Source organism: Massilia sp. CFBP9012, assembly GCF_034045115.1.
Lineage (GTDB): Bacteria > Pseudomonadota > Gammaproteobacteria > Burkholderiales > Burkholderiaceae_D > Telluria.
Genome location: NZ_JAXCWM010000001.1, coordinates 177,158 through 201,705 on the forward strand (window position 1 = coordinate 177,158; position 24,548 = coordinate 201,705).

The window sequence follows — 24,548 nt, forward strand, 5'->3', positions numbered from 1 at the left end:
GCTGCGCTGGCCCTATCCCTCTTCGCGCTCGCCGAAATCGGCCAGCAAACCATCGCGCAGCGCGACGAAGGCGGCGTCACGGCGCTGGCGCGGATGCGCAAGCGGCACGTCCTGGATACGGCGCACCCGGCCCGGGCGCGCCTCGAGCACCACGACGCGGTCGGCGAGATACACCGCCTCTTCGATATCGTGGGTCACCATCAGCATCGTGATGCCCTCTTCCTGCCACAGGCGGCGCAATTCCTTTTGCATGTGAAGGCGCGTGAGGGCGTCGAGCGCGCCGAGGGGTTCGTCGAGCAGCAGCACGTCGGGCCGTCCAACCAGGGCGCGGGCGATCGCGGCGCGCTGCGACATGCCGCCCGAGAGCTGGTGCGGATAGGCGCCGGCAAAACCGTCCAGGCCCACGCGCGCGATCTCGGCCGCCACCCGGCTGCGGCGCTCGGCGGCGGGAACATCGGTATTGGTGAAGGCCATCGCCACGTTCTGCTCCACCGTCAGCCACGGGAACAGGCGGTGATCCTGGAAGATCAGCCCCCGTTCCAGCGTCGGCCCCTCGATCGGGACATCGTCGTGCAGCAGCGCGCCCTGGTAGTCGGGATCGAGCCCGGCCAGCAGGCGCAGCAGGGTCGACTTGCCGCAGCCGGAGCCGCCAACGATGGCGACGAACTCGCCCGGTTCGACCGTCAACGAGATATCGTCCAGCACCAGCAGCGATTCGCCTTTCAGCGGAAACGACTTGCTGACATGTTCGATGCGCAGGCCGGCGCCGCGCCGCGGCGCTTGCGCCAGCGGACTGCGAGTATCAGGCAAGGTGGCGAGCATCATGGTCTTTCTCCTTGTTTCAATTGATAGAACAGCCAGGCCGCAAGCCACGGCAGGGTCCAAAGCAGGAATACATTGCGCAGGCCGACCAGGTCGCCCAGCCGGCCGGCGGCCAGCGCACCGAGCGTGCCGGCGGCCATGCCGAACAGGGTCAGGTGGGCCGATACCCGCGCCTTGTCGACCGGCGCATGGGCGATGCGGCTGGTATTGACCAGGGCGTTTACGCCCAGCCCAAGGCCCAGCAGGACCGATGCGACCAGATAAGCCGGGGTCGTCGGATACAGTCCAAGCAAGAGCAAGGCCGCAATGATGGCCAGGTGCGCGGCGCCATAGATGCGGTCGCGGTGGCGGCTGCCCAGCACAGCATTGCCCATGCCAAGCAGCACCGCGACGAAGCTGACGCCCTGCACCGCCATCAGCCAGACCGCGTGATCCTGCGGCCAGTGCAGCACCTGGATCGCGAGCAGGATCGAGAACACGCCCACGCTGGAAGCGGTAAAGCTGGCCAGCACCTCGAACAGATAGGTGGTGCGCACGACCGGCAGGCGCAGGAGCTCGCGCCAGCCCGACGCATCGGCGCCCTTGCCCTGGGCGCGATGGCCGGTATGGTCCGGAAGCACCTGCCAGCCCAGCAGCGCCAGGATGGCGAACATCGCCGCAGACACATAGAAGCCTCCCGTCAGCCCAAGGTGCGCGATGACGTAGTTACCCGTCAGCGGACCGGCGAACTGGATGCCGAGCATGAGGGTGCCCTTGTACCAGCCGGCCTTGCCCTGCCCCAGCTCCGGCAGGCGCACCAGGAACACGGTGCTCATCGCCACGATGCGCAGCGCGATGCACAGGCCGACCAGGAACATCAGCACGGCCACCCACTGCCAGCCGGGCAGCCAGGGCAGGATGCAGAACAGGCCGGACAAGGTCAGGCTGATGGCGGCGTACAGGAATTTGGGGTTGCCGCGCGCGAGGATGCGCCCGGCCGGCAAGGTGCCGATCGCCATGGCGGCCGTCTCGGCGCTGCTGATCAGGGCCAGCTGGAAGTTGGTGACACCCAGGTGCAGGCCGAACATCGTGGCCAGCACCTTGTTCATCCCGATCGTCATCCCGGACAGCATGGTCAGGCCGATGAAGCCGACCAGGAAGCGACGCAACTCCTGCGGCGCGAACAGCGACGCGCTGACCGGACCGGCGCCGCTCGTCAGGTCGCTCATCAGGCCGACCTTCCGCGCACCAGCAGGCGCGCCGCGCGGGTGAACAGCAGGTTCAGCACCAGTGCCAGCAGCGAGATCACCAGCACCGACAGCAGCACCACGTCCATGCGGCCGGTCTGCTCGCTGGCGAGCAGCAGCGAACCGATGCCCGGCGCCGCGGCGAACAGCAGCTCGCCGCCCAGGCAGGCCAGCCAGGCGAACACCTGGGCGTGGGTCACGCCGGTGATGATGGCCGGCAGCGCGGCCGGCAGCAGCACGCGCCGGAAGGTCTGGGCGCGGGTGAGCGTCAGCATGGCGCCGACCTCGCGGTAGCGCAGGTCCACCTGGCGCATGCCCTCGAAGGTATTGAGCACCGTCGGATAGAAGGCCGCGATCCCGATGATCAGCAGCTTGGCGAATTCGCCGCTGCCGGCCCACAGGGCGATCAGCGGCACGAGGCCCAGCAGCGGCACCTGGCGGATGGTGTGGTACAGCGGCCCGACCAGGCGCTCGGCGACGCGCGACTGCGCCATCAGGGTGCCGGTCGCGATGCCGAGCAGCGCGCCGCACACCAGCCCCGTCAGGGCGCGCTCCAGGCTGGCCCCCACGTGCAGCGCCAGCGTGCCGTCGGCCAGCAGCTCCTGCAATCCGGTCCACAGCTGTTCGAGCGGCACGAACACATAGGCGGCGCTGGCGCCGCGGCCGGACGCCCACTGCCAGGCCAGCAGCAGGATCGCCGGCAGCACGAGGGGCCGCAGCGCGGCGCCGGCGGCTTGCCATATCGGTTTCATCGTCAATTTCCCTTCAACGGCGCTGCCAGCGCATCAACCAGGCCTCGAGCAGGCGGAAGCCCCGGTCCAGCACCAGCCCGACCAGGCCGGTCAGCACGACACCGACCATCACCACATCGAGCCGGAACATCTGGCGCGCCATCTCCATCATCTGCCCCAGGCCATTCTCGGCTGCCAGCAGCTCGGCGCCGACCAGCACCATCCACGAGCGGCCGAGCGCAATGCGCACTCCGGTCAGGGTGGCCGGCACGATGGCCGGCAGCACCACCCGGCGGATCACCTGCAGCCGCGAAAAGCGCAGCATCGCCGCCACCTCGAGGTAGCGTACCGGCAGGCTCTTGACGGCGTCGTGCACCGCCAGCGCCACGATGAAGAAGCTGGCCTTGGCCACGATGACGACCTTGAAGGTCTCGCCGATGCCGAACACCAGGATGAACAGCGGGATCAGGGCCACCGACGGAATCTGGCGCAGCACCTGGAAGGTCGGCGCCGTGTACGCATCCAGGCGCGACGACAAGCCGACGGCCAGGCCGAAGGTGACGCCCAGCACACTGCCAAAGCCGAAGCCCGACAGCAGCCGGGAGAGGCTGATCCAGACATGCTCGCCCAGTTCTCCGCTCTCGGCCAGCTCCCAGCAGCTCACCAGTACCTGCCAGGGCGGCACCAGGATCTGCTCGGGCGCCAACGCCAGCTCGGTGGCCGCCACCCATAGCGCCAGCACCAGCAGCGGCGAGGTCCAGGCCGACCAGCGCCAGTCGAGCCAGCGTTCGACCAGGGAGCGCGCGGAACGTGGCCGCACGGCCCTGGCCGGCGTCGGGGACTCCGGGCGCCCGGGTTGCGCCACCTTTCGCGCATGTTCGGCCAGGCCCAGGCCGCGCGCACCGGCCGACAGCACACCTGGATTCATCGGCTCGCCCACAGGTTCTGCAGCTTGAGCTCGGCCAGCGCCTGCTCGACGAACTGCGGGGCATACAGATTGCTGGTGTCCAGCGGCCGTCCGATCAGGCGCGCCTGCTGGGCATAGGCGGCGCCGGCGGCGTAGTGCGCGCGCAGTTCGGGCGTAAACAGCGGCGCCCAGCGCGTGTTCCAGTCCGTGTTGTCGCCCTCCCACTCGCGTTCGACCAGGCTGCGCGCATGGCCGGCCGCGACCTCGTGGCGGATGTAGTTCTCGCGGCCGTTCGGGCCGATCGCGCTGTGGTGGGCCTTGACATAGGCGGTGGCCACCAGCTGCGCCAGCCGTGGATGCTTGTGCAGGAAGCCGCTGTCACCCCACAGCTCGGCGCGCATCTTCCAGTCCTGGGGCGCCTGCTTGCTCGACCAGATGATCTTGCCGACCTTTTTATCTTCCAGCAGGAAGGCGTCGCTCAGGGTGAAGAAGGCGTCGGCGCTGCCGCTCGCCACCGCCGAGGCGCCGGCCTGCGGATTCAGGTTCAGGATGCGCACGTCCTTCTGCGTCATGCCGTTGGCGGCCAGCAGGCGCGAGAACGGGAATTCCCATGGCCGGCCGCGGTGCAGCGCAATCTTCTTGCCTTTTAAATCCTTGATCGAGCGCGCGTTGGAGTCGGCCGGCACCACCAGGTAGGTGTTGTTCATGCTGCCGCCCGGGACCACCAACTGGGTGCGCAGGCCCGAGGCGTTGGCGATGATCGAAGGCAGGTCGCCGTACTGGGCGAAGTCGATCGACTTGTTGGCGAAGGCTTCATTGACCTGGACCGCCACTGAATTGGTGGTGACCGGCACCCACTGCAGCTTGACGCCCAGCTTGCCCAGTTCGGCCGCCAGCCAGCCCTGCTCCTGCACCAGCGCCGAGGAGCCGGCGAACAGGGTCTTGCCGGATGTCCCAGTGCGCGAAACGGCGGCGATCCGCAAGGCCGGGGGCAAAGGTTCGGCGGCGCGAGCCTGGGTGGCGGACAACAGCACCGGCATCAGCGCGGCCGACAGTCCGACCAGGCGACGCCGCTGCGAGAATGGTGGAACAGGCATGGTCGGCTCCTTACAGGTCGGTCGCGGGCAGCAGCGACAGCGAACGCGCCTGGTCGATCAGTTTGCTCATCTTCCACTGCTGCAGCAGGACACCGGGACCGAAGTCGCGCGAGCCGCCCACCGCCTCGGCCGCGATCTGGATCTTGGCGCCTTCTTCCAGCAGCAGGATGAACTCGGCCGTCTTGAGCAAGCCCCCCTTACCCCATACGGTGGAGCCGCCATTGGCTTCCAGGATCGCGGTCGCATACGGGTTCTTCGCGATTTCATCTAGGATGAAGTCGACCTCCGGCTGGCGGCGGTCGATATAGATCGGGATCTCGCGGATCAGCTGGAATCGCTGCACCGGCACGTAGCGGATCGGCAGGGTGCGATGGGTCTGGGCCCAGGCGCCGAGCGCCGGCGAGTGCACGTGAGAGATGGTGGTCACGTCCGGGTGGCTATTGAACAGCTTCAGGTAACGCCCCGCCCCGCCGCCGCCCTTGTTGTCACCGACGTGGATCGTGCCATCCAGCCCGGCGACGGTGGCCACCAGCGGCTCGCCCTTGCGGAACGGGCCCGGGTCATTGACGATGACCACCAGGTCTTCGCCCGGCACCCGTTCGACGAAGCCGACGGTGCCGAAAGCCGTCAGGCTGCCGGTCTCACGCAGTGCTGAAAATGCCAGCTGGGCGTCCTTGCGGGTTTGTTCGACGAAAGCCAGGACTTTGTCGCTCAGGCGGGTGGTGGTGTCGGGTTTGACTGCTTCGAGGATGTCGCTCATGGTCGTTCTCCGGTGTCTGTGGTTCGATATTCAAAGAGTTGCAAGACGTATGCCAGCTTTTGGGAGTGGCAACTGTTGGCTGCGCAGCAGCAGCGGCCTGCGGCACTGCTGCTGCGCCAGCAACGGTGTCTCGATCAGAAGTGGTAGGTGTACGATCCGCCAACCCGCCGGCCCGGCGCCCAGTACACGACGTCGCCGTTGGTGGTGCCCGGCACGAAGGCCGTCAGCGAGTGGTTTTTATAGACCTTGTCTGTGATGTTGTCGGCGTAGATGCGGAACTCGTGCTGGCCGCCCGGTGCGGTATAGATGGCGCGCGCATTGGTGAGCGTGTAGCCGCTCTGGTTCAGCAGGTAGCGCGAATCGAGCTGCGGATCGACGAAGTAGAACTGCTTGCCGGTGTAATGGCTGTCGACGCCGAACACGATCCGCCCGCCGTTGGCCAGCGGGACCTTGTAGTCGGCCGCCAGCAGCGCCGTCACATGCGGCGAGCGCACGAACTCGTTGCCGTTGCGGCTGCCGCCGCCGTTCTGGATCTCGAAGCGGTCGAACTGGGTGCGCAGCAGGCCGACGCTGGCCTGCAGGTGCAGCGCTTCCGTCGGACGGGCCTCGAGCTCGAACTCGGCGCCATACACGTGGGCGCGGTCGACGTTCTGCAGGTAGTTGACGGTCTGGGTCGGGTCGCCGTTGTAGATGCCGGTGATATTGACCTGCACCTTCTGGTAATCGTAGTAGAACAGGTTGGCGTTCAGGTTCAGGCGCCGGCCCAGCCATTCCGATTTCAAGCCGACCTCGTACGAATCGAGTTCTTCCGGCTCCACCGTGTTCAGCGCGCGCACGTCGGCGGCGCTGGTATTGTAGCCGCCCGACTTGATGCCGTGCGCGTACTTGAAATAGACGCGCTTGTTCTCGTCGATCTTGTACTGCGGGGTGAAGTCGTAGGTCCAGGCGCGCCAGGTGGTCGACGGGTTCGACGTGAAGTTATTGCGGGCCACCGCCGGCGCGCCGAAATTACCGCCGACGAGGGTGTTCCACCAGTTGTCGGCGCTGCCGAAGTTGATCGTGTTCGAGGCGGCCTGGATGCGGCGCAGGTCGAGATCCTTGGTCTCAGTGGTCCAGCGCAGGCCGATGGTGGCCAGCAGGCGCTCGGTGAGGTCGACGGTGGCGCTGCCGAAAGCGGCGAAGCTGCGCGTCTTGTGCTCGTAGAGGGTGTTGTTGTATCCCGCCGGCTGGGTGCTGGGCAGGAACGCTGCCGCGATCGGTTCCGGCAGGCGCGCCACCGAGGAATCCGAATCGATCGTCTCCCTGAAATAATGCAGGCCGCCGACCCAGTTGATGCGGTCGCCCTTGGGCGAGGCCAGGCGCAGCTCTTGCGAGAACTGGCGGCTGCGCGCCTCGGTACGGCCCCGGCTGATCTCGAGCGGAGAGTTGTCCGAATCGGTCAGGCTGTCCGATTCGAAGTCCTCATACCCTGTGATCGAGGTCAGTGCATAGTCGCCGAACGCGTGTTCGAGCGTCAGGTTGGCGCCTTTCTGCTCGATGTTCTGGACCGATGGCGCATTGCTGCTGACGTCCTCGGGATCGCGCGACGGGACGTAGCCGTTGCGGTACACGCCGTTGGCGGCGTAGCTGGCCACCGTGGTGGTCGCGCCGTCGACCTGGTAGTCGCGGTAATGCAGCGACAGATTGGCGGTGAAATCGCGGTTGATCTTGGCGCGCAGCTGGGCGCGCAAGGCGTTGTCCTTCAGCTCTCCATCCTTCGTGCCCTTGAACACGTTGTTGAAGTTGCCCTCGTGCTGCTCCTCCGAATGGAAGGAGATGCGGCCGGTAAGCACGTCGTCCTTGATGCTGCCGCCGATCGCGCCCTGCAGCAGCACCGTGTCATGGCTGCTGTAGTCGGCCTTGAAGTAGCCATCGGTCTGGGCGCTCGGCTTGCGCGACACCACGTTGATGGCGCCGCCCGTGGTGTTCTTGCCCCACAGGGTGCCTTGCGGGCCGCGCAGCACTTCCACGCGCTCGAGGTCGAACAAGGGGAAGCCGGTCGCGCTCGAATTGCTGATATAGACGTCGTCGCGGTAGAAGCCGACCGGGTTCGGGAAATCGAGCTGCTGCTGGCCGGCGCCGACGCCGCGGATCCACCAGCGCGGGCGGCTGTGCTGCTGGGTGCCGGCTGAGGCATTGGGCACATAGTTCAGGATCTCGCTGGCCGAACGACCCACGCCTTCGGACAGCAGTTCGTTCCCGCCCAATACCGTGATCGCGCTCGGCACATCCTGGGCCCGGCCCTCGCGTTTTTGCGCCGTCACGGTCACGGTCTGCAAGGTCACCGGCGCCAGCGCAGGTTCAGGGGCGGCTTCCACCGGCGCGTCGGCGGCGTCGAGGGCGTCTTCTGGCGCGGCATGCGCCATGCCGGCGAACGCGCAGCCGCCGAGCGTCACGGCGAAGGCGGCGCGCATGGCGCGCACCAGCAGGGTTGGATTGAGATTGGTGGTGTGCCCCGGGGTGACAGGAAAAGTCGAACTGCGCATATGCATCCTTTATTAGAAAAAGTCGTTGGACGCTGTTCTATTCGCAAGCACCGTGCCCGCTGAAAATCGCCGATTCGCGGCATTTTTATGTTGATTAGCTAGCAGTTCGCGCGCGAGTGTTGGGATTGGTGCAGTGCAGCGCGAACCGGTGCCGCGCAAGGAGCAAAAGAAAAGGCCGGGTCGCCCCGGCCTTCTTGCCCGTCAAGGGAACGCGCTCTATCCGACCGCGCGCAGCAGTTGCTGCCCGGCGCGCCCGCGCACCAGCGGCAGCACTTCCTCGCCCACCCGGTAGGCTTCCTCCAGATGCGGCGTGCTGGCCAGGATGAAGGCGTCGGCGCCCAGCTGCACCAGGTCGTCCAGCCGCTGCGCCACCTGCTCGTAGCTGCCGACGATGCCCTGGGTCTGGCCGCCGCGCAGCAGATTGAAGCCAGACCAGATATTCGGCTCGACGATCAGGTCCTTGTAGCTGTTGACCGTGGTCGGCCGGTTGCCGCGCTGGCGCGCCGCGCCCACCGAATCGCTGCCGTCCACGCCGAGGAAGGCATCCAGCGTGGCCTTGTCGGCATTGGCAAAGCCCTTCGCCACCTCGGCCCACGCTTCTTCCTCCGTGGCGCGCGCCACGATGTCGACCCGCACCGCGCACTTGATCTTGCGTCCCAGCTTGTCGGTCTTTTCCTTGACCTTGGCGAATTTCTCGCGCAGCTGCTCGAAGGGCTCGAGCCAGGTCAGGTAGTAGTCGGCATGCTTCGAAGCCGAGGCCAGCGCCGCGTCGGACGAGCCTGAGAAGTAAATCTCGGGGAATTCCTGGCTGGACAGCGGATGCGCCAGGCCCGCATCTTCCACCTGGTAGAACTTGCCCTGGTAAGAGAACGAGCCGCCGCGCCAGACGCCGCGCACGATGTCGAGGAATTCGGTGGTGCGGGTATAGCGGTCGTCATGGCCGGCCGAGTCGCCCCACCACAACTGGGCTGGTCCGCCACCGCCGGTGATGACGTTGTACAGCGCCCGCCCGCCGGTGGCGCGCTGCAGGCTGGCCGTCATGCGCGCCGCCACCACCGGGTTCAGGAAGCCCGGCTGGAACGGGATCATGAAGCGGAAGGTCGAGGTCTCGCGCGCCAGCAGGCTCGAGATCACCCACGGCTCGTCGGTCATCGGGAACGACGGTATCAGCCCACCCTGGAAGCCGGAGATCTCGGCCGCATGGGCGATCTCGGCAATGTAGTCGATGTAGCTGAAACCGCCGCTGCCGCCGCCGACGCTGGGGTTGCGCAAGTTGTCGTTGCCGGGGAACCAGTCGCCTCGGTGCGGCGCGCGGCTGCGGTGCGAGCTCGGCTCGCCATGGGTTGGAATACGCCAGAAGATATCGATGGTCATGATGGATGTCCTTGAATACGGAAAGGGTCAGGCGGCTTGGCGGCTCTGGTTCAAGCGGCTGCGCAGGCGCGGCAGCACGTGCTCGCCGAAGCGCCATGCTTCTTCGAGATGCGGCGTCGCGCCCAGCACGAAGCTGGTGACGCCGGCCTCGGCATACTCGGCCAGGCGCTGTTCGACCTCGTCATAGCTGCCAACCAGGGTGCGGCGCTCGAAGCCGGCACGCTCTTGCCCGCTCTGCGCCAGGTAGAGCGCGGCCTCGCGCTCCGCTTCCGCGGCGTCTTCGCGCGCCAGCACGTCGATGCGCAGTCCGATCGCGAGCGACCGACCCTGGGCCAGTTCACGCAGGCGCGCGATGGGCGCACGCAGCTCCCCGACCGGGGCGGCGTCGAACACGTGGACGTCGGCCTGGCGCGCCGACAGCGCAAGCGACTCTTCCGATGTGCCTCCCAGGTACACCGGCGGCAAGGGGTTGCCGCCCAGCGGCCCACGGAAGCCCCCGCCCTGCACCTCGAAGAAACGGCCCTTGAAGTCATAGGGCGCACTGGTCTGCACGCCGCGTGCGACGGTCACGAATTCATCGATCCGCGCCAGTACATCGTGTTGCGGGACATTGTCGGCATGGCGCCGGCGCGTCGCCTCGTCCGCACCCGCGACGATCTGCCAGCCAAAGCGGCCATCGGTCGCGCGCTGGAAGCTGACCGCATTCTTGGCGGCGTAGACCGCCGAACCCCAACCCGCATCGAAGCCGGCGATCAACCGCACATGCCGGGTGCCGCGCGCCAGGTAGCCGGCCACGATCCAGGATTCGTCGCCTTCCAGGTCATGCGGCACCAGCACGCCATCGAAGCCGGTGATATCGGCGGCACGCGCGACCTGGTGCAGGTAGTCGAAGTAATTGAAGCGGTCGCCGCGCGGATCGCTCACGCCTTCGGAGAACGGAATGTGGCCCGGCGCGGCGCGCTCTCCGCGGCGGCTGCGCTGCGCCTGCGAGTAGCGGCCGTCGCCGCTGGTGGGCAGTTGCCAGATGAATTCGGTGGTCATACGGGATCCTCGTGAAGTGGTAAGCTCCAGACGAGCAGAATGCGTGCCATGCGGCCGATGGCCGGGCTGCTGCGCACGCAGCACCCGGCGCGCACGCACTGGCCACAAAACGACAGCCTGCTGCATCCCGCGCAGCGGCAAGCGCGGGCCGCGGCTGGAGCGCTTCTTGCGTGCGGGTGACATTCCCTTCATCCAACCCCGGGAGTACCGACCTTGTCCTCACCACTGAACGACGCCGCCCTCGACCAGCTGTTTCGCAGCGCCCGCACCTACAGCCGCTTCCTGCCGCGCGCGGTCGAGCGCGAGACCATCGCGGCCCTGTACGACTTGCTCAAATGGGGCCCGACCGCCTTCAACGCCCAGCCGGCGCGCTACGTCATCGTGCAGTCGCCGGAGGCGAAGGAACGTCTGGCGCCAGCCCTCTCGTCCGGCAACCGCGACAAGACCCTGGCGGCGCCGGCGGTCGTGATCGTGGCCCAGGACCTGCGCTTTCACGAGCACTTGCCCGAGCAATTCCCGGTCTACGATGCCAAGGCGCTGTTCGACGCCAACCCGGCCCTGCTCGAGTCGACGGCGCAGCGCAATGCCGCGCTGCAGGGCGCCTACCTGATCCTGGCCGCGCGGGCGCTGGGCCTGGACACCGGTCCGATGTCGGGCTTCGACGCCGACGCCGTCAATCGCGAGTTCTTTGCGGACGGACGGTACCGCGCCAATTTTCTCGTCAACCTCGGCTACGGTGACCGGGAATCGCTACGCGCGCGCGGCCCGCGCCTCGAGTTCGCGCAGGCCGTCACCGTTCTCTGAGAGCGCGCTAGGCCGCCCGCAGGCGGCGCGCGAGCGCCGCGTCGAATGGCCGCGCATCGATCCAGCCGCGCACGTCGACCGCGGCCGACAGGAATTCCCAGCGCAGCAAGAAGTCGGCGAAGTCCTGCAGGCCGGCGATGTTCGCTTCCGACAGCGAGGTGTCCAGCCGCTGATGCGCATCCTGCCCGTAGGCCGCCGTCACCCAGTATTCGCTGGTATTCGATTCGCGCGCCAGGAAGCGGCGCGTATCGTCCGGATGGGCGCGTGCCCACTCCTGGGCGCGCAGCACCTGGTCGACGATGTCCACCGCCACGTCGAAGTGCTGCTCGACCAGGTGGCTGTCGACCGTCAGCGCGCGCGGGGTGCCGTTGTTCGAGCGCACCAGCGGCTCCGGATGCACGCCGGTATCGATCACCGTGTGCAGGCCAAACAGCTGCGCCAGCTGGGCCGCGATGGCGCCCTTCAGGAAGATCGCATCGACCTCGCCGCGCAGCAGGCCCACCAGCTCGGCCGCCTGGCCGCCGCTGCGGCGCTGGCCACCGAAGACATTGGTGCCGGCCACCCGCTCGGCCGGCGCGTCGCTCTGGCCCTGCTCGATCACGAAATCGACCAGTTCCACGTCGCTGACCTCGAGTCCATCCAGGCGCAGCGCGTTCTCCAGGCCGCGAATCGCTTGCGCACGGGCGAAATCGATCTGGGCGTTGGTCCACCTGGGCAGGCCGAAGCGCCGGCCTTTGAGGTCGCGCGGGGTGCGGATGCCGCTGGTCGGCAGGGTCAGGATGCGCTGGGTCTCGTCGGCCCACGACAGGCCGATCAGCCGTGTAGCGCTGCCCGCCGCGCGCGCCCACAGCGCCGGGATGTTGCCGCCGTGGCGCACGGAGTTCTGCAATGTATGGTCGAAATGCGATTCGCGCACGGCGCGCTGGTCCGACTCGCGCAGCGATTTGACAGCGGTGCCGCGTGCGGCCAGCGTCTCTTCGAGCCAGCCCTGCTGAACGGCGATGCCGAGCGCGGTCGGCACCGGGCAGCGGGTGTACCACAGGGTGTCGAGCGGGCGTGATGGTTCGGTACTCATGGATTCTCCTCGGTGATGGACTTGGACGACGTCGGTATCTCAACCGCAAGACACGTGCCATCCTCGCGCGGCGGGCAGCTACTGGCTCCGGAGCAGCGATTGCTGACGCCGCAGCAGCGGTCCGCACACGCTGCCGCAAATCCAGCAGATCCTCCGTGGCCAGCACCGGCACGCTTCCTGCATCCCTGACAGGCACCGGGCCGTTCGGCCTGCCCACCGAAGGAGCTGAGCGCATGAGCATTGACACGATCTGGTTTACCCGATGTCCCGTCCCCACCGCCACCGGCCTGGCCTACAAGCTGGGATGGCTGGCCGAGGAATTCGCCGCCGACGGCATCGCCATCAAGACCTTGCAGGAAAGCGGCGGCGAGCTGGCGCGCCACCATTACGACCACGGCCTGACGACACTGGTCCGCGAAGGCGGCAACCTGCTGGCCCTGCCGGCGCGCGCGCAAGGCGCCGACACCCGTCTGGTCGGCCTGACCTGGATCGACGAGTGGCAAACCATCCTGGTGCGGCCAGGTTCGGGCATCCGCGGCCCGCGCGACCTGAAGGGCAAGCGCCTGGCGCTGCCCGTGTTTCGCCGCGACGACCTCGAATGGAACCGGCGCGGACGAAGCATCGCACGCGGCATGAGCCTGGCCGGCTACCACGGAGCGCTGGCCAGCGTCGGCCTGGGCCTGGCCGACGTGATCCTGGAAGAAGTGGGCAGCCCCGAAGCAGCGCCGCCGGGCGCCGCCCCCGGCGCCAGCCTGTGGCAGGGCATCGCGGCCCTGGTGCGCGGCGACGTCGATGCGGTCTATGTAAAAGGCGCGGCGGCGGTGGAGGCGGCGCGGGCGGCTGGCGTCGAAGTCGGCATCGACCTCGACGCCCTGCCCCAGCGCCGTCACCGCGTCAACAACGGCACGCCGCGGCCGATCACCGTGCACCGCGAATTCCTGGAGCGCCATTTCGACCTGCTGACCCGCTTCCTGGCCCAGACGCTGCGCGCCGCCGACTGGGCGGCCCGGCACCGCGACGAGGTGCGGGCGATCCTGCAGCAGGAGACCCAGGCCGGCGGCGACGCCGTGGCCGCCGCCTACCGCGACGGCTTCCATACGGCGCTGGCGCCCGACCTGTCCGAAGAGCGCCTGGCCCTGTTCGAACAGCAGAAGAACTTCCAGCTGGTCCACGGCTTCCTCGACCGCGACGTCGACGTGCGCGCCTGGGCCGACGCGCGGCCGCTGGCGGCGGCGCGCGCGCTGCTGGACAGCCGGGAGCAGTTGGCGGCTTGAAAAAACCGGCCGGCGTCAGGCCAGGACGCCGGCCTTCTTGAGATAGGTGCGCAGCACGTTGCGGCTGATGTTCAGGTAGCGGGCCGTGCGCAGCTGGTTACGGTCGCTGCTCTCCCAGGCGGCCACCACCAGCTGCAGCTGCAGGGCCTCGAAGGTGATCTGCTCGCCCGAATCGAGCAGCGCCTGCCAGGCGGCCTGGAAGCGCTCGGATTCGCAGGCGATGGCGGCGGGCGGCTCGGGTTCGGGCATCGACGGCTGGAGTGGCGCGGAAGGCGCGGCGAAGTACACCGGCTGAGCTGGCGCAACCATCGGCGCCGGCGCCTGCATCAGCGGCGACAGGCTCAGGTCAGCCGGGGCGACGCGGCCATTGCGGCACACCAGCAGCGCGCGGTGGACCACGTTTTCCAGTTCGCGGATGTTACCCGGCCACGGATACTGGCGCAGGGCCAGTTCGGCTTCCGGCGACAGGCTCACCTCGCCCAGGTGCAGGCGCTCGGCATAGACCTGGACGAAATGCCGCGTGAGCGGCATCACGTCGCCCGGCCGCTCGCGCAGCGGCAGCAGCGGCAGCGCGATCACCTGCAAACGGTAATACAGGTCTTCGCGGAAGCGCCCGGCGCGCACCGCCTCGGCCAGGTCGACATTGGTGGCGGCGATCAGGCGCACATCGATCGGGACCGTCTGGCGCGAGCCCAGGCGCACCACTTCGCGCTCCTGCAGCACGCGCAGCAGCTTGACCTGCATCGGCATCGGCAAGTCCCCGATCTCGTCGAGGAACAGCGTGCCGCCGTTGGCGGTCTCGAACCAGCCGGCCTTGCCCTGCACGGCGCCGGTGTACGCCCCCTTCTCGTAGCCGAACAACTCGCTCTCGATCAGGGTTTCGGAGAATGCGCCGCAGTTGATCGCCACGAATTTTCCGCCGCTGCGGCGGCTCAGCGCATGCACGTGGCGCGCGATCAGCTCCTTGCCGGTGCCGGTCTCGCCGGTGACGAGGATGGTGGCCTCGCTGGGTGCCACCCGCTCGATCATCTCTTGCAGCGCGCGCGAGCGCGGGTCGGCGAACACGAAGGCGGTGGCCCGCACCAGGAGGCTGGTCTTGGGCGCGTCGGTGAACGCCACCAGCGGTTCGGCGTCCGGGCCGCCGCGCGCGAGCTGGGCGTTGCGCGCGAATTCGGGTGGTAGGTAGGGGGCGGTCAGGTTCATGTCCTGACTATAGTCGCGCGCCGCCGCGCTGCGAACGAATTGTCCGACGCAAGCTTATCCGGATTACGCATATCCACGCCCGCATATCCGAAACTGCGCCGAAACTGCGCGCCAGCCAGCAAAAGCTGCGCAGAAATCAGCAATCGACAGGCGATTTGCGCTGGCCCGGCGCTTGCTCTGACTGTGGATACGACAACCTGGAAACAACACATGACATCACCACTGCATTCCCCGATCCAGCTCTGGTACAGCCACCGCGGCGGCGCCACCGCCACCGGCCTGGCCGTCGGCAAGGGCTGGCTGCACGCCGAATTCGACGGCGGCGCCACCTCGCTGCGCTCGCTGGAAGACGCGGCCAGCCGCGACATCCGCCTGTCCTACTACCACCATGGCCAGACAGGCCTGTTCCGCGAAGGCGGCAATGTGCCGGCGCTGTGGGCCCGCTCCGAGGGCCAGGGCGCGGTGGTGGTGGGCATCACCTGGGTCGACGAATACCAGGGCATCCTGGTGCGCCGCGACAGCGGCATCCAGACCCTGGCCGACCTGAATACGAAGCGCCTCGGACTGCCGCTGCGTCGGCGCGCCCTGATCGACATCCACCGCGCCAGCGCCCAACGGGGCTTTGCTACCGCATTGAACGCGGCCGGACTCGATCCGCGCCGCGCGCGCTGGACCCATATCGAGTCGCCCGATTTCGAATTCCCGCAGCGCGATCCAGGGCGCGACATCGAGCTCGATGCGCTGAAGTCGGGCTATGTGGACGCGGTTTTCCTGCGCGGCGCCCAGGGCCACGCCGCGGCGCGCGACCCGTCCCTGCGCGCGATCGCCGACCTGAACCGGCTGGAAGATCCGCTGCAGCGGGTGAACAACGGCACGCCACGACCGATCACGGTCGACCGCGATTTCCTGGCGCGCCATCCCGGCATCGTGCGCCGCTACCTGGGCGTGCTGCTGCGCGCGGGCGCCTGGGCGCGCGACCATCCGGACGAGGTGGGCCAACTGGCGGCGCTCGAGAATCCCGGATATACCGCCCTTGATGTCACCGGTGCGCTGGGGCCCGCCCTGCACCGCAGCCTGACGCCGGGACTCGATCCGGTGCGGCTGGCGGGGCTGGCGTCGCAGAAGGAATTCCTGCTCGAGTGGGGGTTTATACGGCGCGATTTCGATATCGATGACTGGATCGATCCGGCGCCGCTGGCGGAGGCGCTGCAATTCACCGGCCGGGCCTCGCCAGCCAATGCAATCTATCCACCCGTCCAAGGCGCCGTCTACGTTCATTGAATCCGTTGGCCTGAATGCGTCGTCCCCGCGAAGGCGGGGACCCAAGTACTGCCAGCGCTGTCGAAACGCTGAAACACTTGGGTCCCCGCCTGCGCGGGGACGACGTTGCTTGAAGCTGACTAAACGACTACCGGATCAGTGCTTGGTATCGCCCTTGTCCGCCGTATGCAGCTCATGCTCCTTGACCAGCTTGCGCACCTTGGCGACTTCGGCCGCGCCGACTGGCGAAGCCTGGTTGCCCCAGCTGTTGCGGACAAAAGTAACCAGCTGCGCGGTCTCTTCATCCGACAACCGCCAGGCGAAGCCCGGCATGCCCAGGTCGGACGGCGCGGTGTGGGTCGATGGCAGGCGGGCGCCGGCCAGGATCACACGGATCAGGGAAGTTGCGTCTTCCTGCAGCACGGTCGGATTGCCCGGCAGCGCAGGGAACACGTCGCCGGCCGCCTTGCCGTCCACGCGGTGGCAGGCCGCGCAGTTGTCCAGGTAGAGCTGGACGCCGCGTTCGCTGTCGTTACCCTGCATGATCTTCTGCACGGTGGCGTCGCTGGCGGCGAAGGTGGCCTTCTTGTTGCCGGTCTCCGGCAGGCTCTTGATGTAGAGCGCCATCGCCATCAGGTCGTCGTCGGTCATGTTCTGGGTGCTGTGCTTGACGACGTCCTGCATCGGCTCGCCCAGCACGCCCGAGTGCTTGTTACGGGCGGTCTTGAGCGTGTCGACGATGTCTTGCGCAGTCCAGTTGCCCATGCCGTCGACCTTGTCGCCGCGCAGGTTCACCGCCAGCCAGCCATCGATCAGCGGACCGCCGGCCAGGTATTCCGGACCGGATTCGTCCAGCGCCAGCTCGTTGAGCGTCGCCGCACGCGGGGTGTGGCAGCTGCCGCAGTGGCCCAGGCTCTGCACCAGGTAGGCGCCGCGGCCGATGGTCTGGTCGGAATACTTCGACAGGTCCATCGGGCCCTGCACCGGCACGAAGGTCTTGCGCCAGATGCCCAGCGGCCAGCGGGTCGACAGCGGCCAGCTGATCTCGTTGTCGCGATTGGCCAGCTTGACCGGCTCGACGCCGTGCATGAAGTAGGCGTACAGCGCGCGCATGTCGTCGTCGCTCATGCGGGCGTACGACGGGAACGGCATCGCCGGATACAGCGTGCCGCCGCTCGGCACGATGCCGTGGCGGACCGCACGATCGAAATCGTCCAGCGAGTAGTTGCCGATGCCGGTTTCCTTGTCCGGCGTGACGTTGGTCGCGTACATATTACCGATCGGCGACTGAATCACGCGGCCGCCGGCGAACTCCTTGCCGCCGGGCGCCGTGTGGCAGGCGATACAGTCGGACGCGGTGGCGACATAGCGGCCCTTCTCGATCAGGCCGGCATCCGGCTTGACGCCGGGCGCCAGGTTTGCCAGTTGCGGACCCGGTTCGATCTTGCGCGTCTCGGTCGGCGCCACGGCATAGCCGTAGGCGCCGGCAAAGACCACCGCGCCGGCGATGGCGAGACCCAGGACGATTTTCTTGACAGGTTTTTGTTTGGTCATGTGTTCGTCCTCTTATGCCTGCACCAGCGGGCCCGGGTTCTTGATGTACTGCTCCCGGATCGCTTTCGCGCACCAGTAGGCCAGCGCGCCGACCATGCCGGTCGGGTTGTAGCCGTTGTTCTGCGGGAAGGCGTTGGCGCCCGGCGCGAACACGTTCGGCACGTCCCACGACTGCAGATACTTGTTCAGGGCCGAGGTCTTCGGATTGGCGCCCATGATGGCGCCGCCGACCGTGTGCGTACTCTGGTACTGGTTGATGTTGTAGTGCGTGCCCGGCTTCTTGGCGTCGCCCTTGGTCGCCAGCGGATTCAGCACCTTGCACATCTCCTGGGCCTTGTCGACCAGGTAGGCCGACGCCGCGATCTCGTTGTCATGCCAGTCGAACGTCATGCGCAAGAGCGGACGGCCGAAGGCATCCTTGTAGTTCGGATCCAGATCCAGGTAGGCGTCGTCGTACGACATGCAGGAACCCTGCACTTCGTAGTAGAACGAGTGACGCATCGCGTCCTTGGCGCCCTTCTTCCAGTCGCTGCCCCAGTTCGGCACGCCCGGCGCGGTCGCGATGCCGCGCACCGGACCGCCGCCCGGCTGGCGCGCCCAGATGACGCCGCCGCCGACGAAGCCCGACTTGGTCGGATCGTTGCGGTTGCCGTTCAGGTCGTCGAAGGTGGTGCCGCCGCCGCCAACACCCATGAACTGGTTGGCGTGCACGTTCTTGTCGAAGAACAGCGAGACGCGATTCAGGTTCTGGTACGAGTAGTTCTTGCCGACAGTGCCGGTCTTGGTCACCGGATCGTAGGCCGGGCCGATCTTCGACACCAGCATCAGGTGCACGTTGTACAGCGAGAACGCGCCCAGGATGACGATGTCCGCCGGCTGCTCGCATTCCTGGCCGCCTGCATCCAGGTAGTTCACGCCGGTGGCCATCTTGCCGTCCGCCGTCAGGTTGACCTTCAGTACCTGGGCCAGCGTGCGCATTTCGAAGTTCTTGCGGCCGCGCAGCACAGGGAAGATGTTGATGTTCGGGCTGGCCTTCGAGTAGTTCAGGCAACCGTAGTCCGAGCAGAATCCGCAGAAGTTGCACGGACCCATCTGGCAACCATACGGGTTGACATAGCTGGCCGAGGTGTTCGAGGCCGGGATCGGGAACGGGTGGTAACCCATTTCACGCGCCGCGGTGTAGAACATTTCGCCGCCCAGGTAATCCGGGTTTGGTCCCAGCGGGTATTCGCGCGAACGCGAACCTTCGAACGGATTGCCGCCGGGGACGACCTTGCCGTTGATGACGCCGGCCTTGCCCGAGGTGCCGCACACGTATTCGAAGTGATCGAAATGTGGCTCCAGCTCTTCGAAGGTGACCGGGAAATCCTGGATCGACATGCCAGCCGGCATGATCTTCTTGCCGTAGCGCTGCTCCATCGTGCTGCGCAGGTTGAAGTCTTCCGGCAGTGCGCGGAAGTGCACGCCCGACCAGTGCGAACCAGCACCACCCACGCCGGTGCCCGGCTTGAACGAACCCATGCGGCGCTTCGGCACGGCCACGGTGGACAGGTTGTGGCGGATGGTCACGGTCTCTTGCGCCAGCGACTGCAGGTATTTGCGGTGCACCGAGCCTTCGAGTTCGTCGATCACGCGCGGATACGCGAAGTCGGTCTGCGTGTCGCGGTCAGGGCCGCGTTCCAGGATCAACACATTCATGCCGGCGTCGGTCAATTCCTTGGCCATGATGGCGCCGACCCAGCCGGCGCCGACGATGACGACGTCTTTTTTCTCTTTTACGATTGCCATTTTCTCTTATCCCCTCCGTCCAGCCAGGTCCACCGGTCCCAGCGGATACGGTTTGTCGCGAATCTTCACCCACTCCAGGTAGTCGCCCCGCATGCCGGGGTAACCGATCATCTTCCAGGCGCCCATGTCCTTGTTGCCGCCGTGGCTAGGATCGGAGAAGTAGCCGGCGCGCGTTTCGGACAGGAAGTCGGCGAAGAAGGTCTTCGATGAAATATCGGCGAGCTTGATCTTGCCGCCTTCGAGGTCCTTGAGGACCGCTTCCTGCATGCGCACGTCGAGGTCGGCGAACGCCTTGCCCGAATAGGTCTTGACGCAATGGGCGTCGACGTTGGCGATGCCGACGCGGATGATGTCCTTCAGCGCCAGCTTGCCCTGGTAACCGAAGTCGGAAGTCGCTTCCAGGAACGGGCCCTGCATATACCAGATGCTGCCGGACGCGTACGGCGACTGCATGTGGCGATCGATGAACTCCGGCACGCCCGACTCGACGGCGCCAGGGCCGTGCTCGTCATGCGGAATCAGGCGATCGACCGCGGCGATCACGAATTTCCATTCCTTCGCGTTGAAGAACTTGGGCGTGTAGGGATTCGGCTTGCCTTCCGCAGGTGCGGTGGCGGTGGCATTGGCGTTGGGCAGACCCTGGTGGATGGCTGCCGCCGCGCCCGCGCCCATGGGCACGAACACCAGGCTCTTGATGAGGCGCCGCCGCGATGGGGATTGCTGATCGTCGGACATGAAGTCTCTCTCTCAATTAAAGGATGTATTTTGTATGCAAAATGCAAGATACATAGTATCAACAACCAGGGTGGTATGCCAATCCCCGCTACCCGAGACGGGTAATTTCTGTAGAGAAATTTTTAGACTCCCCACGATCCTGACGGCGTTCCTGGCCCGCCAGGCCACCCGCAGCAACTATTTTATTATTACCAATAGTTAAAGCACACGGATCGTTACCTGCTGCTAGAATTGTGATTTCGAAATTTCAGAACCTTTAGAATGTTCTGATCTATCAGACGGGCGGGACGGGACACCTTGATTTGGCTGGGTCCATTGCATCGTCCTCCCGTTTGTTGTTGCTGGAAAATGTAGGGCCTTCGCGCGCTGGGACGTTAGAAAAGTGAGTCACCATGCGAGAGACCCGATATGACGGGCGCGCACCACGGACGCCGCATTTAATACTTGGTCAAATCGAAGGGCAGCAGATGCCGGGCCTGCTCACGTCCCCATATTTGTTGCAGAAATGGAACATGCTGCAGCTCCGACTTATGCATGACAGGTCATTATTTTCGATAAGTTAAGTCTGCTTTCAGCAATGCAAATACGGCCGAATGATAGAATTCCTCCAAAATTATGGAAGTGGGGACATTGATGCAAGACTCGAAAGTTGATCCAGCTTTGGAGCGTGGCGCTGCGGCGCCCGCTCTTCCAAAGCTGGCCCGGCAGCACCTGCACGACACGGTGGTTTCCCACCTGCGCCGGATGATCGTCGAGTCAGTGTTCCCGCCCGGAATGAAACTCAACGAGCGCGAACTGTGCGAAACCATGGGCATTTCGCGCACGCCCCTGCGCGAAGCCTTGAAAGCGCTCGCCGCTGAAGGCCTGATCGAGATCTCGCCGAATCGCGGCGCCTCGGTCTACAAGATGTCGCAGCAAGAAGTATGGGAAACCTTCGAGTTCGTCAGCGGTCTCGAAGCCCTCGCGGGCGAACACGCGTGCGAACGGATCACGCCCGAAGAAGTCGCCGAAATCCGGGCGCTGCACGACGCGATGCTGACCTGCCGCGAACAGGGCGACCTGCCCGGCTACTACAGCCGCAACCAGGCGATCCACAACAAGATTTCCGAGGCCGCCCGCAACTCCGTCCTCCACCATACTTACCTGAACATGAACCGGCGGCTGCAGTCCTTGCGGCTCAAGTCCAATATCGTCCCCGAAAAATGGGACCAGGCCATCGACGAACACTGCCAGATGATGGAGGCGCTCGAGGCCCGCGACGGCAAGCGCCTGGCGGCGATCCTGTCGCTGCACTTGCTGGAAAAGCGTAATTCGGTGATGGAGATGGCGGCCGACGCCGCGCCGCCGCGCAAGGTGTCGTGACCGCAGTTCCTGCAGGTCTTCCTGTGGCCTGCGCCACGGGAAGACCGGGAGCGCTTACATCCGGAACCGCAGGCTCACGCCATAGGTCGTCGGGTTGTAGCGCACGTCGCGCGGCATGAATTCGCCCAGCGAGCTCTCAAACTTGGCGCGGGTCAAATTGATCGCATCGAACTGCAGCGAGACGTTGTCGTTGATCTCGTAGCCGATGCTCAGGTCGACGAAGGTCGCGGCCTTGACCACGCGGTCCTGGTTGAACGGCAGTTCGGCGATCTGCTCGACGTAGTCGCCGCGGCGGGTGGCGGCCAGGCGGCCGGTGATGCCGTTGCCCTCGTACAGCAGCGCGAAGTTGTAGCTCTTCCTGGCCACGCCGGTGAGCGGCGTGGTGGTGTAGGTGTCGCTGTCGAACGCGGTGCGGCTCTGATTCTCGCCGTCGATCCAGGTGTAGTTGGCCTGGGCGCCGAAATTGGCCCATGGGCCAGGCAGGAAGTCGAAGAACTTCTGGACCCCGAATTCCGCCCCGCGCAGGCGGCCCTTGCCCGAGTTCTGCGGACGCGTCACGCGATAGACCTGGCCGTCGATGGCCTCGTCGCGCGTAAAACTCTGCTCGTAGCCGTCGATGTCGCGGTGGAACAGCGCGACCTGGGCGAAGCCGTTCTTCTGGAAGTAGTATTCGAGCGTGGCGTCGATATTGGTCGAGCGGGTCGGCTCCAGGTAGGGGTTGCCGGCGCCGCCGCTGCCCGGCACGTTGACGGTCGACGGCACCAGGGTCAGGGCCGGATTGAGCGTGCCGAAGTTCGGCCGGGTGATGGTCTTGCCGACCGAGAAGTGCGACTGCAGGTCTTCGGTCCAGCCGACCACCGCCGAAGCGCTCGGCAGGTAATTGGTTTCGTAGGTCGACAGGTCGACGTTCGACACCTGGTCGCCGATCCGGGTCATGCCGCTCAGCTCACGATTCAGGCGCACCACGCGCGCGCCGATTTCACCCTTGACGTCGATACCGCCCGGGTTGGCGGCCCAGCGCGTGGCCAGGTACACGGTCGCGTTGCGCTCGCGCTGGTCGAACAGGCGGCCCGGGTCGTCCGGCACGCGGCCGCTGGCCGCGCCGTACAGATTGCGCACCGCGTCGGCATTGTCGATCAGGTAGTCGGACGACGGGCCGTACCAGGCGCCGCCCATGCGGTCGAGGCCTGCTACCCTCGCCTGGAACGATGGGCCGAGCGCGGTAGCGGCGCTCGGGCGCTCGCCCGTGAAGTCGGCGTGGCCTTCGGCACCGTGGTAGCCGGCCTTGCGCGAGGACAGGCGCAGGCCGGCCAGCACGGCCGTGAAGAAGCCGTCGCCGCCCAGGCGATAGGTAGCGTCGGTGCGCCATTGGAGCTGGCTGCCGGTCTGCTCGTTCCAGTTCTGCACCATCCCGCGCAGCACGTAGTTGCGCGAATCCTGCAGCGCATTGCCGCTGCCGCCCGGCAGCGTGATGGCGTTGAAGCCGCCGTGGCCGTCGGCGCCGTACGAATACACGCTGGCGCTGGCGCCCGGCACCTGCTGGTCGACGATCACGGTGTCGTTGACGAACTTGGAGCGGGTATAGCCGAACTGCGAGTCGACGCTGAGCGGGCCGTCGTTGTACTTCAGGCCGAGGTTTAGGTAGTGGGTGGTGGTGCGCTCGTTCTGGCCCCAGGTGCTCGAGGCCGTGTACGGATCCCAGTCGTAGGCGTTGCCGAATTGCGCGGCCGGCGCGCTGGCGGCCAGGATCGGGCAGATCGCGCCCTGCGGCGTCGCGCAGGCGCCGCCTTGCGGGGCCAGCACCACGTCGGTCAGGCGCGGCGCCCAGGTGGTGTTGCTCATCACGTAGTTGACGCCGGTGCGGCCCTGGTAGCCCATGCCCAGGTACTGGGCGCTGGCCGTCAGGCGCGGATTGACCTTCCACTGGAAGGCCCCGTGCACGCTCTGGCGCTCGCGCTGGCCGGCGTTGTAGATGCCGCCGATGTTCGGCAGCTGGCCCAGCACGTCGCCCGGCGCGGCCGGCGCATACGGGCCGACATTGCCGAGGCGGGTCGCGCTGCCGTCCGGGCTCACCGAGAACACATTGTCGGGACGGTCGACGTATTGCACCGGGAAGGCCCAGTTGTCGCGGTTGACGGCGACGTCGAACAACGCGCCCATTTCGCCGAAGTCGGTGTCCCAGCGGTTGCTGACCAGGAAGCCGCCGCCCGGGCTGTGCTTGTCCGAGGTATTGCCGCTGCCATTGGTCTGGTTCACGCGGTCCTCGACGTAGCCGGTCGCGATGAAGCCCTTGTTGTCGAACGGCGCGCGCAGGCGGATGTTGACCGCGCCGGCGATGCCGCCTTCGAACTGGTTGGCGGTGGCCGATTTATACACTTCCATGCCGGCGATCGACTGGACCGGCAAGTCCTGGTAGGACAGGCGGCGACCGGCCGCGGTGAAGATCTCGTTGCCGTCGAGCGTGGTGGCGACGTCCGGCAGGCCACGGATGATCACGGTGCTGGTTTCGCCGCGGTCTCGCCCCACCTGCACGCCGGCCACGCGCTGCAGCGCATCGCCGGCCTGGCGGTCGGGGAACTTGCCGATATCGTCGGCATTGATGGCGTCCACCACTTGCGGGGCGTCGCGCTTGATGTCTTCGGCCGAGCGCAGGCTCTGGCGCAGGCCGGTGACCTGGATCACGGCGGCGGCCGGCACGGCCTGGGGCGGCGGCGCTGGTGGCACGGCAGGAGCGGCAGGATTAGCAGGTGCTGCTGGAGAGGATTCTGCGGCCGGGGCGGCCTGTTCGGTGGCGACGGCCGCGGCCTCGGCGGCGGTTTGCGCCAGGACCGGCGCGCCATAGGCCGACATCAGCATGATGGCGGCGCAGATCGGCTTGACTTTCAATCGGGACATTCACTCTCCAATTCTGTGATTCGGGCTTGCGTGCACGTGCTCCGGACATGTCGGGTCGCGCCCTTCGATACCAGTCTTAACGCTCTGCTATGTCATTCCGTTGACATAAATACAC

At 66.6% G+C, this 24,548-nt stretch carries 19 protein-coding genes; 4 read left to right on the plus strand and 15 right to left on the minus strand.

All coding sequences use genetic code 11. The features are described 5' to 3' along the window. Positions 1–12 precede the first annotated feature (12 nt). The 9 genes from SOM61_RS00720 to SOM61_RS00760 form a co-directional block, all read right to left on the minus strand. Complete coding sequence (locus SOM61_RS00720) at positions 13–822, minus strand: ABC transporter ATP-binding protein (protein ID WP_414674923.1); 810 nt, start codon at positions 820–822, stop codon at positions 13–15. Then, entirely contained in the window at positions 822–2,030 is a 1,209-nt protein-coding gene (locus tag SOM61_RS00725; protein WP_320472293.1) for an MFS transporter, read from the minus strand. The genes SOM61_RS00720 and SOM61_RS00725 overlap by 1 nt, the downstream gene beginning before the upstream one ends. After that, positions 2,030–2,800, minus strand: a complete 771-nt coding sequence (locus SOM61_RS00730; RefSeq protein ID WP_320472294.1) for an ABC transporter permease — start codon at positions 2,798–2,800, stop codon at positions 2,030–2,032. The genes SOM61_RS00725 and SOM61_RS00730 overlap by 1 nt, the downstream gene beginning before the upstream one ends. A gap of 13 nt (positions 2,801–2,813) precedes the next feature. Beyond that, on the minus strand, positions 2,814–3,707 hold the full coding sequence (locus SOM61_RS00735; protein WP_320472295.1) for an ABC transporter permease: 894 nt from the start codon (positions 3,705–3,707) through the stop codon (positions 2,814–2,816). Beyond that, entirely contained in the window at positions 3,704–4,783 is a 1,080-nt protein-coding gene (locus SOM61_RS00740) for an ABC transporter substrate-binding protein (RefSeq protein WP_320472296.1), read from the minus strand. Before SOM61_RS00740 ends, SOM61_RS00735 begins: the two co-directional genes overlap by 4 nt. Positions 4,784–4,793: 10 nt before the next feature. Beyond that, positions 4,794–5,543, minus strand: coding sequence for a class II aldolase/adducin family protein (locus tag SOM61_RS00745; RefSeq protein ID WP_320472297.1), 750 nt, complete (start codon positions 5,541–5,543; stop codon positions 4,794–4,796). 134 nt (positions 5,544–5,677) lie between these two features. Further along, on the minus strand, positions 5,678–8,068 hold the full coding sequence (locus SOM61_RS00750; protein ID WP_320472298.1) for a TonB-dependent receptor: 2,391 nt from the start codon (positions 8,066–8,068) through the stop codon (positions 5,678–5,680). Between the two features lie 216 nt (positions 8,069–8,284). Beyond that, positions 8,285–9,442: an LLM class flavin-dependent oxidoreductase gene (locus tag SOM61_RS00755; RefSeq protein ID WP_320472299.1), complete on the minus strand. Its 1,158-nt coding sequence runs from the start codon at positions 9,440–9,442 to the stop codon at positions 8,285–8,287. A 27-nt stretch (positions 9,443–9,469) separates the two neighbouring features. Next, entirely contained in the window at positions 9,470–10,483 is a 1,014-nt protein-coding gene (locus SOM61_RS00760; protein WP_320472300.1) for an LLM class flavin-dependent oxidoreductase, read from the minus strand. A gap of 213 nt (positions 10,484–10,696) precedes the next feature. Between SOM61_RS00760 and SOM61_RS00765 the strand changes: the two genes are divergently transcribed. Beyond that, entirely contained in the window at positions 10,697–11,287 is a 591-nt protein-coding gene (locus tag SOM61_RS00765; RefSeq protein WP_320472301.1) for a malonic semialdehyde reductase, read from the plus strand. Positions 11,288–11,294: 7 nt separating this feature from the next. Here SOM61_RS00765 and SOM61_RS00770 read toward each other — a convergent pair whose 3' ends face one another. Then, positions 11,295–12,362, minus strand: coding sequence for an ABC transporter substrate-binding protein (locus SOM61_RS00770; protein ID WP_320472302.1), 1,068 nt, complete (start codon positions 12,360–12,362; stop codon positions 11,295–11,297). Between the two features lie 233 nt (positions 12,363–12,595). On the opposite strand from SOM61_RS00770, the gene SOM61_RS00775 reads away from it, so the two are divergent. Then, on the plus strand, positions 12,596–13,636 hold the full coding sequence (locus tag SOM61_RS00775) for an ABC transporter substrate-binding protein (RefSeq protein WP_320472303.1): 1,041 nt from the start codon (positions 12,596–12,598) through the stop codon (positions 13,634–13,636). Positions 13,637–13,651: 15 nt separating this feature from the next. On the opposite strand, the gene SOM61_RS00780 is transcribed toward SOM61_RS00775, so the two are convergent. After that, positions 13,652–14,839, minus strand: a complete 1,188-nt coding sequence (locus SOM61_RS00780; RefSeq protein WP_320472304.1) for a sigma-54 interaction domain-containing protein — start codon at positions 14,837–14,839, stop codon at positions 13,652–13,654. Between the two features lie 210 nt (positions 14,840–15,049). Here SOM61_RS00780 and SOM61_RS00785 point away from each other — a divergent pair, with 210 nt between their 5' ends. Further along, on the plus strand, positions 15,050–16,120 hold the full coding sequence (locus SOM61_RS00785) for an ABC transporter substrate-binding protein (protein WP_320472305.1): 1,071 nt from the start codon (positions 15,050–15,052) through the stop codon (positions 16,118–16,120). A 135-nt stretch (positions 16,121–16,255) separates the two neighbouring features. Here SOM61_RS00785 and SOM61_RS00790 read toward each other — a convergent pair whose 3' ends face one another. From SOM61_RS00790 to SOM61_RS00800, 3 genes are read right to left on the minus strand one after another with little or no spacing between them, the layout of a single operon-like run. Beyond that, the gene (locus SOM61_RS00790; RefSeq protein ID WP_320472306.1) at positions 16,256–17,653 is read right to left on the minus strand and encodes a cytochrome c; all 1,398 of its coding nucleotides are present in this window, start codon (positions 17,651–17,653) and stop codon (positions 16,256–16,258) included. Positions 17,654–17,665: 12 nt separating this feature from the next. After that, entirely contained in the window at positions 17,666–19,441 is a 1,776-nt protein-coding gene (locus tag SOM61_RS00795) for a GMC family oxidoreductase (RefSeq protein ID WP_123068072.1), read from the minus strand. Between the two features lie 6 nt (positions 19,442–19,447). Further along, positions 19,448–20,176, minus strand: coding sequence for a gluconate 2-dehydrogenase subunit 3 family protein (locus tag SOM61_RS00800; protein ID WP_320467133.1), 729 nt, complete (start codon positions 20,174–20,176; stop codon positions 19,448–19,450). A gap of 633 nt (positions 20,177–20,809) precedes the next feature. Between SOM61_RS00800 and SOM61_RS00805 the strand changes: the two genes are divergently transcribed. Continuing rightward, the gene (locus tag SOM61_RS00805) at positions 20,810–21,538 is read left to right on the plus strand and encodes a GntR family transcriptional regulator (protein ID WP_320472307.1); all 729 of its coding nucleotides are present in this window, start codon (positions 20,810–20,812) and stop codon (positions 21,536–21,538) included. 54 nt (positions 21,539–21,592) lie between these two features. On the opposite strand, the gene SOM61_RS00810 is transcribed toward SOM61_RS00805, so the two are convergent. Next, positions 21,593–24,433, minus strand: a complete 2,841-nt coding sequence (locus SOM61_RS00810; protein WP_320472308.1) for a TonB-dependent receptor — start codon at positions 24,431–24,433, stop codon at positions 21,593–21,595. Between the last annotated feature and the right edge of the window lie 115 nt (positions 24,434–24,548).

Bases quoted from the DNA above. Each gene is read 5' to 3' on its own strand.
- SOM61_RS00720 (WP_414674923.1), bottom strand. From the start codon at position 822: ATGCTCGCCACCTTGCCTGATACTCGCAGTCCGCTGGCGCAAGCGCCG.
- SOM61_RS00725 (WP_320472293.1), bottom strand. From the start codon at position 2,030: ATGAGCGACCTGACGAGCGGCGCCGGTCCGGTCAGCGCGTCGCTGTTC.
- SOM61_RS00730 (WP_320472294.1), bottom strand. From the start codon at position 2,800: ATGAAACCGATATGGCAAGCCGCCGGCGCCGCGCTGCGGCCCCTCGTG.
- SOM61_RS00735 (WP_320472295.1), bottom strand. From the start codon at position 3,707: ATGAATCCAGGTGTGCTGTCGGCCGGTGCGCGCGGCCTGGGCCTGGCC.
- SOM61_RS00740 (WP_320472296.1), bottom strand. From the start codon at position 4,783: ATGCCTGTTCCACCATTCTCGCAGCGGCGTCGCCTGGTCGGACTGTCG.
- SOM61_RS00745 (WP_320472297.1), bottom strand. From the start codon at position 5,543: ATGAGCGACATCCTCGAAGCAGTCAAACCCGACACCACCACCCGCCTG.
- SOM61_RS00750 (WP_320472298.1), bottom strand. From the start codon at position 8,068: ATGCGCAGTTCGACTTTTCCTGTCACCCCGGGGCACACCACCAATCTC.
- SOM61_RS00755 (WP_320472299.1), bottom strand. From the start codon at position 9,442: ATGACCATCGATATCTTCTGGCGTATTCCAACCCATGGCGAGCCGAGC.
- SOM61_RS00760 (WP_320472300.1), bottom strand. From the start codon at position 10,483: ATGACCACCGAATTCATCTGGCAACTGCCCACCAGCGGCGACGGCCGC.
- SOM61_RS00770 (WP_320472302.1), bottom strand. From the start codon at position 12,362: ATGAGTACCGAACCATCACGCCCGCTCGACACCCTGTGGTACACCCGC.
- SOM61_RS00775 (WP_320472303.1), top strand. From the start codon at position 12,596: ATGAGCATTGACACGATCTGGTTTACCCGATGTCCCGTCCCCACCGCC.
- SOM61_RS00780 (WP_320472304.1), bottom strand. From the start codon at position 14,839: ATGAACCTGACCGCCCCCTACCTACCACCCGAATTCGCGCGCAACGCC.
- SOM61_RS00785 (WP_320472305.1), top strand. From the start codon at position 15,050: ATGACATCACCACTGCATTCCCCGATCCAGCTCTGGTACAGCCACCGC.
- SOM61_RS00790 (WP_320472306.1), bottom strand. From the start codon at position 17,653: ATGACCAAACAAAAACCTGTCAAGAAAATCGTCCTGGGTCTCGCCATC.
- SOM61_RS00795 (WP_123068072.1), bottom strand. From the start codon at position 19,441: ATGGCAATCGTAAAAGAGAAAAAAGACGTCGTCATCGTCGGCGCCGGC.
- SOM61_RS00800 (WP_320467133.1), bottom strand. From the start codon at position 20,176: ATGTCCGACGATCAGCAATCCCCATCGCGGCGGCGCCTCATCAAGAGC.
- SOM61_RS00805 (WP_320472307.1), top strand. From the start codon at position 20,810: ATGCAAGACTCGAAAGTTGATCCAGCTTTGGAGCGTGGCGCTGCGGCG.
- SOM61_RS00810 (WP_320472308.1), bottom strand. From the start codon at position 24,433: ATGTCCCGATTGAAAGTCAAGCCGATCTGCGCCGCCATCATGCTGATG.